Source organism: Pseudomonas sp. P5_B2 (genome assembly GCF_056400445.1).
The window spans coordinates 1-14,116 of sequence record NZ_JBFULH010000095.1 but is presented as its reverse complement, the minus strand read 5'-3'; the positions used below and the strand labels follow the sequence as shown (position 1 = coordinate 14,116).

Annotated in this window: 9 protein-coding genes; 8 read left to right on the top strand and 1 reads right to left on the bottom strand. The window is 60.6% G+C overall.

Annotation, left to right across the window (positions count from 1 at the left end):
• Positions 1–133: 133 nt before the first annotated feature.
• The gene (locus AC1DRJ_RS11115) at positions 134–2,083 is read right to left on the bottom strand and encodes a BCCT family transporter (RefSeq protein ID WP_477802177.1); all 1,950 of its coding nucleotides are present in this window, start codon (positions 2,081–2,083) and stop codon (positions 134–136) included.
• Between the two features lie 380 nt (positions 2,084–2,463).
• Between AC1DRJ_RS11115 and betI the strand changes: the two genes are divergently transcribed.
• The 8 genes from betI to AC1DRJ_RS11075 all read left to right on the top strand — a co-directional run bounded on the left by betI (position 2,464) and on the right by AC1DRJ_RS11075 (position 14,072).
• Positions 2,464–3,057 (top strand): transcriptional regulator BetI, encoded by a 594-nt coding sequence (betI, locus tag AC1DRJ_RS11110; protein ID WP_477802175.1) that lies wholly within the window; start codon positions 2,464–2,466, stop codon positions 3,055–3,057.
• Between the two features lie 108 nt (positions 3,058–3,165).
• Positions 3,166–4,638, top strand: coding sequence for a betaine-aldehyde dehydrogenase (betB, locus tag AC1DRJ_RS11105; RefSeq protein ID WP_477802174.1), 1,473 nt, complete (start codon positions 3,166–3,168; stop codon positions 4,636–4,638).
• 154 nt (positions 4,639–4,792) lie between these two features.
• Positions 4,793–6,496, top strand: a complete 1,704-nt coding sequence (betA, locus tag AC1DRJ_RS11100; RefSeq protein WP_477802173.1) for a choline dehydrogenase — start codon at positions 4,793–4,795, stop codon at positions 6,494–6,496.
• A 263-nt stretch (positions 6,497–6,759) separates the two neighbouring features.
• Positions 6,760–8,202: a TldD/PmbA family protein gene (locus tag AC1DRJ_RS11095; RefSeq protein WP_477802172.1), complete on the top strand. Its 1,443-nt coding sequence runs from the start codon at positions 6,760–6,762 to the stop codon at positions 8,200–8,202.
• On the top strand, positions 8,202–9,539 hold the full coding sequence (locus AC1DRJ_RS11090) for a TldD/PmbA family protein (protein WP_477802171.1): 1,338 nt from the start codon (positions 8,202–8,204) through the stop codon (positions 9,537–9,539). Before AC1DRJ_RS11095 ends, AC1DRJ_RS11090 begins: the two co-directional genes overlap by 1 nt.
• Positions 9,540–9,676: 137 nt before the next feature.
• Positions 9,677–11,104, top strand: a complete 1,428-nt coding sequence (gene mdtD, locus AC1DRJ_RS11085) for a multidrug transporter subunit MdtD (protein WP_477802170.1) — start codon at positions 9,677–9,679, stop codon at positions 11,102–11,104.
• 358 nt (positions 11,105–11,462) lie between these two features.
• Complete coding sequence (gene dbpA / locus AC1DRJ_RS11080; RefSeq protein WP_477802176.1) at positions 11,463–12,800, top strand: ATP-dependent RNA helicase DbpA; 1,338 nt, start codon at positions 11,463–11,465, stop codon at positions 12,798–12,800.
• Between the two features lie 93 nt (positions 12,801–12,893).
• Entirely contained in the window at positions 12,894–14,072 is a 1,179-nt protein-coding gene (locus tag AC1DRJ_RS11075; RefSeq protein ID WP_477802169.1) for a BaiN/RdsA family NAD(P)/FAD-dependent oxidoreductase, read from the top strand.
• The last annotated feature ends 44 nt before the right edge of the window (positions 14,073–14,116 follow it).

Genomic DNA, 14,116 nt, shown 5'->3' with positions numbered 1-14,116 from the left:
GCCGTGTTGAAGTTGAAGGTCCCATCGCCAGCAGGCTGGCTCACACAAGGGAATGCATTCCAATGTGGGAGCCAGCCTGCTGGCGATGATGCCGACGCGGTGCTTCAGACTGAAACACCGCGTCGCTTACAACTCAGCTATAGACCCGGCCAAGGAGTTGCCGATGGCTTTCAAACTGATCGAGCACGTCACGGGTGATCTGATCCTGGGTGAAGCCCATCAAGTCGTAATCCTGGCTACCATTGTGCAGGTACACCTCGGCGCGGTAGTAGCGTGCACGCGGCTCATCAGCACTTTCAGCCGACACCGTGTCGCTCGCCCCCGCCAGATAGCCGTCCAGGCTCACTTCGTAGACAAAAGGGTTGCCCTCTTCCATCTCGATCCGCACGCCCATGCAGCGTTTGGACTTGCCCAGCAACGTCTGCACATCCAGCCCTTGAGCACGCAATTGCACCGTCGCAGTTTCCAGCGCCGGGCTGACTTGCTTGTCCATGAAGCGCTGCACGATCGACTGGTTCGGCTGCAAGTCCAACTGAGTCAAACGCTCGCTGAAACCACGACGACCGCGTGCGGCCAATTCCGCTTGCTCCTGTTCGATCTGCACGTCCTGGCGCATGGCCTTGTGCAAGCCGAACATGAAGAACACCAGCACCACCGAGAACGGCAGACCGGCCAGCACCACCATGGTTTGCATGGCTTCGAAGTTACCGGCGAACAGCAGACCGATGGTCACCAGGGTGATTACCGCCGACCAGAAGATCCGCAGCCAGTGCGGCGCATCTTCGTCGACGTTGCCGCCCTTGCACGAAAGGTTGGCCATCATCACCGCGCCGGAATCCGCCGGGGTCAGGAACAGCACGAAACCGACAAAGATCGACACGCCGATCACCACTTTCGACGCCGGGTAGTGTTCCAGCAACTGGTAGATCGCCATGGACGGCTGTTCGAGCGCCGTCTTCCCGAGCTCCACCGCACCGTGGTTCATCACCAGGTCCAGGGCCGAGTTACCGAAGATCGACAGCCATGCCAGGGTGAAACCCAACGGGATAAGCARCACGCCGGCCACCAGTTCACGCACCGTGCGACCACGGGAAATACGCGCGATGAACATGCCCACGAATGGCGCCCAGGAAATCCACCACGCCCAGTAGAACAGCGTCCACAGGCCCAACCAGCGGTCGGACTTCTCACTGTCGCCTTCGTACACATAGAGGTCGAAGGTTTTCAGGACCACGCCGTTCAGGTAGTCACCGATGTTCTGCACGAAACCGTTGAGCAGGTGCAGGGTCGGGCCGAATAGCAGGACGAAAATCAGCAAACCGCTGAACAGCACGATGTTCAGGTTGGACAGACGACGAATGCCGTTTTCCACACCGGACACGGCGGCGATGGTCGCCACGGTGCTCATCACGATGATCACGATCAGCAGGTTGGTGTTGCTGTGCTCCATGCCAAACAGGTTTTCCAGGCCCGAAGACACTTGCAACGAACCAATCCCGAGGTTCGTCACCAGCCCCAGCAGGGTCACGAACATGCCAAAGCCGTCCACCGCATGACCAGCTGCGCCTTTGACCCAGCGTTCGCCCACCAACGGATACAACGCCGAACGCAGCGCCAGCGGCTGGTTATGACGGTAAGCAAAGTAGGCAACGGCCAAGCCGACCAAGGCGTAAATCGCCCAGCCATGCAGGCCCCAGTGCAGGAACGTCAACTGAACGGCCTGACGCGCCGCCATGTTGCTGGCGGCCACGCCTTCCGGCGGGTTGAAGTAGTGGTCCAGCGGCTCGGAGGCCCCAAAGTACAACAGCGAGATGCCTATACCCGAGGAGAACAACATCCCCGCCCAGGCGCCGTAGCTGAAGTCCGGGGTATCGTCCTTGCTGCCCAGCTTGAGCTTGCCGTAGGAGGAAAACGCCAGGCCCACCACGAACACCAGGTAAGCGGCGATCACTACCATGTAGTACCAGCCGAAGCTGCGGGATAACCAGGCCTGAGCTATACCAAGCAATCTGCCAGCCTCTTGTGGGGCGATGATCAGAATGGCGGTCAGCAACAGAATCAACGCGGTAGAGGTGTAGAACACCCAACCGTTGACCGTCACCTTATCGGGTGGGGTCTTTATTAGAGATGCAGAACTCATGGCACAGAAGCTCCAGGCAGTGCGAGAGAAGAACACAAGGCAACGCGATACCCGACCAATCGGTTAGTGGGCAGCCGACCAGTGGGTGATATAAAGACACCCCGAAAAAAGCCCGAAACCCGTGGAACGCCTGCGCGTATAGGTTTCGAGCATTTTTGGATGTCGGTTTATCGCCATTTACGCGTAGGAAAAATCTGTAAGCAGCGACGAATTGTCGCAGATCTTATTCTTTGTTGATTGAACGTTCAATCAAAACAAAATAGACTGGCCCTCGATCCGGTAGCCGCTTGACGTCCACCGGAAGGCCTAAGGAGATGTGCAAGATGCCCAAGGTCGGTATGCAACCCATCCGCCGCCAACAATTGATCGAAGCCACATTGCTGGCCGTCGATCAGGTCGGCATGGGGGACGCCAGCATTGCGCTGATCGCCCGTTTGGCCGGTGTCTCGAACGGCATCATCAGTCACTACTTTCAGGACAAGAATGGCCTGATTGCCGCCACCATGGGGTACCTGATGACCGTCCTCAGCGAGAACGTCACCGCGCGCCGACTGGCGCTGACAGATGAGAGCCCGCGGGCGCATCTGCAGGTGATCATCGAAGGCAACTTCGACGCCAGCCAGGTCAATGGCCCGGCAATGAAAACCTGGCTGGCCTTCTGGGCCACCAGCATGCACCAGCCGTCTTTGCACAGGTTGCAGCGGATCAACGATCACCGTCTGTATTCCAACCTGTGCTGCCAGTTCCGCCGTGTATTGCCGCTTGATGATGCGCGCAGTGCAGCCCGTGGCCTGGCAGCCCTCATTGACGGTTTGTGGTTACGCGGCGCGTTGTCGGGAGACGCTTTCGACACCGGGCAGGCGCAACAGATCGCTTACGAATACATGGATATACAACTGGCCAAGCGGGTGAGTTAGAGCACACATAAACGCTCAACCCCCGAACCGCCACTGGCCAGCGTCGCCAATGCTTCACGGCACGTCCAGTGGTTACCGCCAACCCACTTATGCTCTTGCGAGGACTTTATGGCCCGTTTCGAACTGCAAAAACTCTACATCGATGGCGGCTACAGTGACGCCAGCAGCGACGCCACTTTCGAAGCCATCAACCCGGCTAACGGTGAAGTCCTCGCAAAAGTACAACGCGCGACAAAGGAAGATGTTGAGCGTGCAGTGGTCAGTGCCGAAAAGGGCCAGAAAATCTGGGCTGCAATGACCGCCATGGAGCGTTCGCGCATCCTGCGTCGTGCCGTCGACATCCTGCGCGAGCGCAACGATGAACTGGCCGCCCTGGAAACCCTGGACACCGGCAAGTCGTACTCCGAAACCCGTTACGTCGACATCGTCACTGGCGCTGACGTGCTGGAATACTACGCCGGCCTGGTACCCGCCATCGAAGGCGAACAGATTCCGCTGCGCACCACGTCGTTCGTCTACACCCGTCGCGAGCCGCTGGGCGTCGTGGCCGGTATCGGCGCGTGGAACTACCCTATCCAGATCGCCCTGTGGAAATCCGCACCGGCCCTGGCGGCCGGTAACGCGATGATCTTCAAGCCAAGCGAAGTCACTTCCCTGACGACCCTGAAACTGGCCGAGATCTACACCGAAGCCGGCCTGCCAGCTGGTGTGTTCAACGTACTGACCGGCAGCGGCCGTGAAGTCGGCACCTGGTTGACCGAACACCCACGCATCGAAAAAATCTCTTTCACCGGCGGCACCGACACCGGCAAGAAGGTCATGGCCAGCGCTTCGGCTTCGTCGCTGAAAGACGTGACCATGGAACTGGGCGGCAAATCCCCGCTGATCATTTTCGACGACGCCGACCTCGATCGCGCCGCCGACACAGCGATGATGGCCAACTTCTACAGCTCTGGTCAGGTCTGCACCAACGGCACTCGCGTGTTCGTACCGAGCCACCTCAAAGCCGCCTTCGAAGCCAAGATCGTTGAACGCGTTGCGCGCATCCGCGTCGGCAACCCGGAAGACGAAAACACCAATTTTGGCCCGCTGGTCAGCTTCGCCCACATGGAAAGCGTGCTGGGTTACATCGCCAAAGGTAAGGAAGAAGGCGCTCGCGTGCTGTGCGGCGGCAACCGTCTGACTGACGGCGAATTCGCCAAAGGCGCATTCGTGGCCCCGACCGTGTTCACCGACTGCACCGACGATATGACCATCGTTCGCGAAGAAATCTTCGGCCCGGTGATGAGCATCCTGACTTACGAAACCGAAGAAGAAGTGATCCGCCGCGCCAACGACACCGACTTCGGCCTGGCCGCTGGCGTCGTCACCAAGGACCTGAACCGCGCTCACCGCGTGATTCATCAACTGGAAGCCGGTATCTGCTGGATCAACGCCTGGGGCGAGTCTGACGCGAAGATGCCGGTTGGCGGTTACAAGCAGTCGGGTGTGGGCCGTGAGAACGGGATCAGCTCGCTGAACAACTTCACCCGCATCAAATCGGTACAGGTCGAACTGGGCGATTACGCCTCGGTTTTCTAAGCAGACGCTGAAAACCCTGTAGCAGCCGTCGAGGCACGAGGCTGCGTTGCGTGTCCGCAGGACCGCCCTCTGGGGCCGCTGCGCGACCCAACGCAGCCTCGTACCTCGGCAGCTGCTACAGGCGACCTGACCAACTTCAAAGAGGGTGCATTCAATGTCCCAAGAATTCGATTACATCATCATCGGTGCCGGCTCGGCCGGTAACACCCTGGCGACCCGTCTGACTGAAGACGAAGGCGTCACCGTCCTGCTGCTCGAAGCAGGCGGCCCGGACTACCGTTTCGATTTCCGCACGCAAATGCCGGCGGCCCTGGCGTTCCCGCTGCAAGGCCGTCGCTACAACTGGGCCTACGAAACCGATCCAGAGCCGCACATGGACGGTCGCCGGATGGAATGCGGTCGCGGCAAGGGCCTGGGTGGTTCTTCGCTGATCAACGGCATGTGCTACATCCGTGGCAACGCGATGGACTACGACAACTGGGCCAAACTGCCAGGTCTGGAAGACTGGGATTACCTGAACTGCCTGCCGTATTTCCGCAAAGCCGAAACCCGCGACATCGGCCCGAACGATTACCACGGTGGCGACGGCCCGGTCAGCGTGACCACGCCCAAAGCCGGCAACAACCCGCTGTTCCACGCCATGGTTGAAGCAGGCGTGCAAGCCGGTTACCCGCGCACTGAAGACCTCAACGGCTACCAGCAAGAAGGCTTCGGCCCGATGGACCGTACCGTGACGCCGAAGGGCCGTCGCGCCAGCACCGCACGTGGTTACCTGGACGTTGCCAAAAAGCGTTCGACCCTGACCATCGTCACCCACGCCCTGACCGACAAGATCCTGTTCGAAGGCAAGCGTGCGGTCGGCGTGCGTTACCTGATCGGCGCCGCTGAAGAGCGCGTTGAGGCCCGCGCCCGCAAAGAAGTGCTGCTGTGCTCCGGCGCCATCGCGTCGCCGCAGATCCTGCAACGCTCCGGTGTCGGCCCGGCCGAACTGCTGAACAAGCTCGACATCCCGGTGGTCCACGACCTGCCAGGCGTCGGCGAAAACCTGCAGGATCACCTTGAGCTGTACCTGCAATACGCCTGCACCCAACCGGTTTCGCTGTACCCGTCGCTGCTCTGGTACAACCAGCCAGCCATCGGTGCCGAGTGGCTGTTCAACGGCACCGGCATCGGCGCCAGCAACCAGTTCGAAGCCGGTGGTTTCATCCGCACCCGTCCGGAATTCGATTGGCCGAACATCCAGTACCACTTCCTGCCGGTCGCAATTAACTACAACGGCAGCAACGGTGTGAAAGAGCACGGTTTCCAGGCGCACATGGGTTCCATGCGTTCGCCAAGCCGTGGTCGTATTCAAGCCAAGTCGAAAGACCCGCGCGAATACCCGAGCATCCTGTTCAATTACATGGCCACCGAGCAGGACTGGCAGGAATTCCGCGATGGCATCCGCCTGACCCGTGAAATCATGCAGCAACCGGCACTGGACGCTTTCCGTGGCCGTGAAATCAGCCCCGGCATCGACGTGCAAACCGATGAGCAACTCGACAAGTTCATCCGCGAACACGCCGAAACCGCGTTCCACCCGTCCTGCTCGTGCAAGATGGGTACTGACGAGATGGCCGTGGTTGATGGCGAAGGTCGTGTGCACGGCATGCAGGGTCTGCGGGTAGTCGATGCCTCGATCATGCCGATCATCACCACCGGCAACCTGAACGCGCCAACGATCATGATCGCCGAGAAAATCGCCGACAAGATTCGTGGTCGCCAGCCGCTGCCACGCAGCAAGGCAGTCTACTTCGTGGCCGGTGATGCACCGGTGCGGGGTAAGGCGATGCGGGATGTGAGCCTGACCGCGCAGTAAGACAGTTACACCGCGGTGCTGCCTTCGCGAGCAAGCCCGCTCCCACATTTGACCGAGTCGCCAGATAACGACGCGGTCAAATGTGGGAGCGGGCTTGCTCGCGAAGGGGCACGCCATAACACCACACCTCTCCCGGTAAAGTTTTCCTACACCGATCCAAGCTTGATCCTACCCCCCGCGCAGGCCTAATCTAGCGCCACGCAAACGTTTCACCCCCCTCGCAGCACCGCAACACCGCCACTCCATACCAAGGAGGTTCTCGAATGTTCGATTTCCACCCCCAGCTCAAGCAGCGCTTCGCTGCCTTGCGCACGGGCGCTGAATTCTTTTCGCTGCGTTATGTGCGCGAGTCCGGCCAGTACCTGTCGGTGCGTAAGAACGTCGCCGAACCTCCAAGCCTGAGCCGTGACGAAGGCGCGATGCTGACTGTGCGCGTCAACGGTGTCGAAGCCTACGCCGCTACCAACGACCTGTCGCAACAAGGCCTGCAATCGGCACTGGACCGCGCCGAGCAACAAGCCCGCCGACTCAAGCCCCACGCACTGCTCGACCTGCGCGAGCAAGCGGTCTCCAGCGACCGCGCCGACTATTTTTCGCCGAACCTCGACCAGCCCTTCCCGTCCCTCAGCGATTGCTACCAATTGCTCGGCGCCGAATCCGCGTCCGTGCCCAAGGACGAGCGGCTGGTGAACTGGCAGGTCAGCATCGGCATCACCAACGTCGAGCAGATCTACCTCAACAGCGCCGGCGCCGAATTGCGCCAGGCCCAACGTTTCGTCTATCCGGGCCTCGACGTCACCGCCTACGACGGCAGCGACAGCCAGACCCGCAGCCTCGGCCGCGAGAACTTCGGCCAGCAGGGCGGCGCGGATGTGATCAGCCGTTGTGGCCTGATGGGTGCCGGCCCACAAGTCGCCGATCAGGCGCTGCAATTGCTGCTGGCGCCGAACACACCCCAAGGCCCGCGCGACCTGCTGCTGATGCCCGACCAGATGATGCTGCAGATCCACGAGTCCATCGGTCACCCGCTGGAACTGGACCGCATCCTCGGCGATGAGCGCAATTACGCCGGCACCAGTTTCGTCAAGGCAGAAGACTTCGGCCACCTGCAATACGGCTCGAAGCTGCTCAACGTGACATTCGACCCGGACATCCCCGAGCAGCTCGCCAGCTACAGCCATGACGACGACGGCACCGCTGCCAGCAAGCAATTCCTGATCAAGGAAGGTTTGTTGCTGCGCCCATTGGGCGGCGCGCTCTCGCAATTCCGCGCTGGCATGAACGGTGTCGCCAACAGCCGCGCGTGCGGCTGGAACCGACCACCGATCGACCGCATGGCCAACCTCAACATCGAGCCCGGCGATCAACCGCTGGAGCAACTGATTGGCAACATCGAGCACGGCATCATGATGTCGACCAACCGTTCGTGGTCTATCGACGATGCGCGAAACAAGTTCCAGTTCGGCTGTGAATGGGCGCAGTTGATTGAAAACGGTGAACTCAAAGGCGTGGTGAAAAACCCCAACTACCGGGCGATTTCCGCGCAATTCTGGAAAAGCCTTAGCGCCGTCGGTGACGCCGATACTGTCAAGGTCCTGGGCACGCCAAATTGCGGCAAGGGCGAACCGAATCAGGTGATCCGCGTTGGTCACGCGTCGCCGGCCTGTGTATTCAGCAATGTGGATGTGTTTGGGGGAGACGCCTGATGAGCACTTCAAAAAGTCAGGCTGAGTCGTTCAAGGCCTTGGTCAACTGGCTGCGCGAGGCGATTCGCGAGCCGGAACAGTTCAACCTCAGCTACGCCGCCGAGTCGTCGGCCTTCGTGCGTTTCAACCACGCCAAGGTGCGCCAGGCGGGACAGGTGCAGCAGGCGAGCGTCGGTTTCAAACTGATCAACGATGGCCGGCATGCCGACCTCGACATCACGCTGGCCGGTGACCCGGAAGTCGACGTGCAGCGCCTGGCCGAAGGCCTGCAACAATTGCGCGAGACGCTGCCGTTGCTGCCGCAGGATCCGTACTTGCTGCTCAACCACAACGGCTGGCAGAGCAAAAATGTGCAGGAGCATCCGCTGCCGGACACCGAGCACGTGGTCGCTGAAATCACTCAGGCCGCCGAAGGCCTCGACCTGGTGGGTTTCTACGCGGCAGGCCCGATCAGTCGTGGTTTCGCCAGTTCCTCGGGTGCGTTTGGCTGGCATCAAGCCAACAGCTTCAACTTCGACTTCAGCCTGTTCCACGACAATGGCCAGGCAGTGAAGGCCAGCTACGCCGGGCATGACTGGAGCAGCGAAGGGTTTGCCAAGCGCTTCGCTCTGGCGCGTGAACAGTTGGCGTTTCTCGGTCGGCCGTTGCGCACCTTGGCACCGGGTCAGTATCGCGCCTACCTCGCACCGGCAGCCCTTGAAGAAATCATGGGCATGCTCGGCTGGGGCGGGTTTTCAGCGCAGTCGATTGCCAGCAAAACCAGCCCGCTGCAAAAACTTTATGCAGGGGACAGTGCGTTCAGCCCGCAGGTGTCCATTGATGAAAAGGTCAGTGGTTCCTTGAGCCCGGCATTCTCCGGCGAAGGCTATCCACGCAGTGATCTGGGCTTGATCGTCGAAGGCCGGGCCGGCGCACAAATGGTCAGCTCGCGCAGCGCTGCGGAATACGGCTTGAGCGCCAACGGGGCGGGCGGCGGTGAAATGCCAAGTGCATTGAACATGGCGGCCGGGACCTTGCCTGAAGCCGAGATCCTCAAGCAACTGGACACGGGTTTGTACATCAGCAATCTGTGGTACTTGAACTACTCCGACCAACCGGGGGCACGCATGACCGGGATGACGCGGTTTGCGACCTTCTGGGTCGAGAACGGCGAGATTCAGGCGCCGGTCAGCACCATGCGCTTTGATGACAGTGCCTACAGCTTGCTCGGTTCGCAGTTGGAGGCGTTGACCGAGGAGCGGGAGTTGTTGCTGTCGGCGAGTACCTACAGTCAGCGGGCGACGGCTTCGGCGTTATTGCCGGGTGCGCTCATCAGCAAACTCACGCTGACCCTCTGACCCAGATCGTTCCCACGCTCCGCGTGGGAATGCAGCCTGGGACGCACCGCGTCCCTGCCGAAGCGGACGCGGAGCGTCCATTGAGGCATTCCCACGCAGAGCATGGGAACGATCAACTCCAATCTGCAAGAGGTCCCATGCCCAACCGCCTGCCTCTCGACGCTGTCACCGCCCGTTGGATACCGTGGGTCGTCGCCATCGCTTTTTTCATGCAGTCCCTCGACGGCACCATCCTCAACACCGCACTGCCGGCCATGGCCCGGGACTTGGCGGAAGATCCGTTGCGCATGCAGGGCGTGATCATCGCCTACATGCTCACCGTCGCCTTGCTGATCCCCGCCTCCGGCTGGATCGCCGATCGGTTCGGCACCAAGAAAATCTTCTTCAGCGCGATTCTTCTGTTCAGCCTCGGCTCGTTACTCTGCGCTTTGTCGAGCAGCCTGAGCCTACTGATCGGCGCCCGGGTGATTCAGGGCCTGGGCGGCGCCTTGATGTTGCCGGTCGGGCGCCTCGTGGTGCTGCGCGCCTACCCGCGATCGGATCTGGTGCGGATCATGGGCTTCATCACCATTCCCGGGCTGCTCGGCCCCCTGATCGGCCCGACCATGGGCGGCTGGATGGTCGAGTACCTGACCTGGCACTGGATCTTCCTGATCAACCTTCCCGTCGGGCTGGTCGGTTGCTACGCCGTGTGGAAATTCATACCGGACCTGCGCGGCACCGAGCGCACGCGTTTCGATAGCCTGGGGTTCCTGTTGTTCGGCGCGGCGATGATTCTGATCACCGTCGCCATGGAAGGCCTGGGCGAGTTGCACCTGCCCCATCTGCGAGTGATGCTGCTGCTGTTCGCCGGCTTGGCCTGCCTCGCGGCGTACTGGTTACGTGCCGGGCATATTGAAAACCCGTTGTTCGCACCGTCACTGTTCAAGACCCGGACCTTTGCCGTGGGCATCCTCGGTAACCTGTTCGCCCGGCTCGGCAGCGGAGCCCTGCCCTTCCTCGTGCCATTGCTGCTGCAAGTGGCGCTGGGGTATTCGCCGTCACAGGCCGGGATGAGCATGCTGCCGCTGGCCGCGGCGGCGATGATCGCCAAGTGGGTGGCGCGACCGCTGATCGAGCGTCTGGGCTATCGCATCGTGCTCACCGGCAACACCCTGGCGCTGGGCATCATGCTGGCGAGCATGGGCCTGGTCAGCGAACAGACACCGTACTGGCTGCTGCTGTGCCTGCTAGCGATTCTAGGAGCGATCAACTCCCTGCAATTCACCGCGATGAACACCGTCACCCTGATCGACCTCGACGACGCCAGCGCCAGCAGCGGCAACAGCCTGTTGTCGGTAGTGGCGCAATTGTCCCTGAGCCTGGGGGTTGCGTGTGCCGGCGCATTGCTCGGTGGCTTTACCGCAGAGATCGGAAACGATGGCGTGCAGACGGTTCTGGGCGCGTTCCAACTGACGTTTGTGACGGTCGGAATCATGGCAATGCTGGCCGCAGCCATCTTCTCGCAACTCTCACCAACGGATGGCCGACGGACGGTCACCCGCGAGCACGATATAGAACACTGACCTGTAGCAGCTGCCGAGGCACGAGGCTGCGTTGCGTGTCCGTAGGACCCGCCCTCGGGGGGCCGCTTCGCAGCCCGACGCAGCCTCACGCTGCTCGGCAGCTGCTACAAATCCCCTCAACCAGTTCTGACTCACCACCCTCCCCGTAGCAGCTGACGAGCAACGCGAGGCTGCGTCTGGGATATGTCTGACAAAACGCGATTGCCCGGTGAAGTTCAAGACGGTATCTACAGGCTATTCGTCCAGAAGTTGCAGGTAGAGAGGGCCAGACTGATACACTGCGCGACATTTTGTTTTGCAGGCCAGTCCCGTGACCACCATCGCCACCGCTTTTAATACTTTGCCTCTGTCCGCCGCCATGCTGGCTAACCTCGACTCCCTCGGTTATGCCCAGATGACGCCGATCCAGGCGCAAAGCTTGCCGGTGATCCTCAAGGGGATGGACCTGATCGCCCAGGCCAAGACCGGCAGCGGCAAGACCGCCGCCTTCGGTATCGGCCTGTTGAACCCGATCAATCCGCGCTACTTTGGTTGCCAGGCACTGATCCTCTGCCCGACCCGCGAGCTGGCTGACCAGGTCGCCAAGGAAATCCGTCGCCTGGCCCGTGCCGAAGACAACATCAAGGTCCTGACCCTGTGCGGCGGCGTATCTCTGGGCCCGCAGATCGCTTCGCTGGAACATGGCGCACACATCATCGTCGGCACGCCGGGGCGCATCCAGCAGCACCTGCGCAAAGGTTCGCTGGTACTGCACGGCCTGAACACGCTGATTCTCGACGAAGCTGACCGCATGCTCGACATGGGTTTCTACGATTCCATCGAAGAAATAATCATGCAGGCCCCGGAACGCCGCCAGACACTGCTGTTCTCTGCCACGTACCCGACGGGCATCAAGCAGCTTGCGTCTAAGTTCATGCGCAACCCGCAGCAAGTGAAGGCCGAAGCGTTCCACGACGACACGCAGATCGAACAGCGTTTCTACGAGATTTCCCCGGAAGAGCGCATGAGCGTCGTGACCAAGGTCCTCGGCCACTTCCGCCCGGCCTCCTGCGTGGCCTTCTGCTACACCAAGCAGCAGGTTCAGGAAACCGTCGACCACCTGACCGCCAAAGGCATTTCCGCCGTCGGTCTGCATGGCGATCTGGAACAGCGTGATCGCGACCAGGTGCTGGCGATGTTCGCCAACCGCAGTACTTCGGTACTGGTGGCCACCGACGTCGCTGCTCGCGGTCTGGACATCGATTCGCTGGACATGGTGATCAACGTCGAACTGGCCCGTGATTCGGAAATCCATATTCACCGTGTCGGCCGTACCGGCCGTGCGGGTGAGAAAGGCCTCGCGATCAGCCTGGTCGCACCGCCCGAAGCGCAGCGCGCCCAAGCTATCGAACACCTGCAGCAATCGCCGTTGACCTGGGACCTGGTGGACAACCTCACCAATCAGGGCGGCGGTCCGCTACTGCCGCTGATGAGCACGCTGTGCATCGGCGCTGGCCGTAAAGACAAGGTTCGTCCGGGCGACATTCTGGGCGCACTGACGGGCGACGCCGGCATTCCGGGAGCTCAGGTGGGCAAGATCGCGATTTTCGACTTCCAGGCTTTTGTGGCCGTGGAACGCGGGATCGCCAAGCAAGCCTTGCAGCGCCTGAATGACGGCAAGATCAAAGGCCGCTCGCTGCGCGTTCGTATTTTGTAAGCGATCTTCTGACTGACAGAGTCCCTCTTCGCGAGCAAGCCCGCTCCCACATTGGTTTGTCGTTGAATATGAAATTTGTATGAGGACACCGTTTTGCGCTCTACCGAAGTCGTGATCATTGGCGCTGGCGCCGCAGGGTTGATGTGTGCGCTGACCGCCGCCGGGCGTGGGCGCAAGGTGATGTTGCTGGACCATGCGAACAAGGCCGGCAAGAAAATCCTGATGTCGGGCGGTGGCCGCTGCAATTTCACCAACATGTACACCGAACCTGGCAATTTTCTCTCGCAGAACGAACACTTCTGCAAATCCGCACTGGCGCGCTACACCCAGTGGGATTTCATCGGCATGGTCGCCAAACACGGTGTGCCGTACCACGAGAAAAAGCTCGGGCAGTTGTTCTGCGATAACAAATCCAGCGACATTCTCGAGATGCTGCTCAACGAGTGCGATCAGGTCGGCGCTAGCCTGCACCTGGACACTTCGATTTATACCATTGAAAAACTCGAAAGCGGTTACCTGCTCGACACCACGATGGGCCAGATCACCTGTGAGTCTTTGGTGATCGCAACAGGTGGCCTGTCGATTCCGACCTTGGGTGCCACCGGTTTCGGTTACCAGGTCGCCAAACAGTTCGGCCACGAACTGCTGCCAACCCGCGCTGGGCTGGTGCCGTTCACCATCACCGATCAGCTGAAAGAACTTTGCACCGAGCTGTCCGGTACTTCGGTGGATTGCCTGGTGAGCTGTAACGATCAGAGTTTCCGCGAGAACATCCTGTTCACTCACCGCGGCCTCAGCGGCCCGGCGATTTTGCAGATTTCTTCGTTCTGGGAGTCAGGCGACACGGTCGAGATCAACCTGATGCCGGACCACGACGCGCATGACTGGCTGCAACAGCAGCAAGCCGAACGCCCGAACAGCGAGCTGAAAACCCTGCTGGGGGAAATCTTCACCAAGAAGATGGCCAACCTGCTGGCGGACAACTGGTTCGTGTCCAAACCGATGAAGCAGTACACCCACGCGGAAATCGCCGATATCGCCGAAAAACTGGCGAGCTGGAAAGTGGTACCGGCGGGTACCGAAGGCTATCGCACGGCTGAAGTCACCTTGGGTGGCGTCGACACCAACGAAGTGTCGTCCAAAACCATGGAATCGCTGAAATGCCCTGGTTTGTACTTCATCGGCGAAGTGCTCGACGTGACCGGACACTTGGGTGGTTTCAACTTCCAGTGGGCCTGGGCCTCCGGCTACGCCGCCGCGCAATTTGTCTGATCAGACACCGAACAAAATGTGGGAGCGGGCTTGCTCGCGAAGTC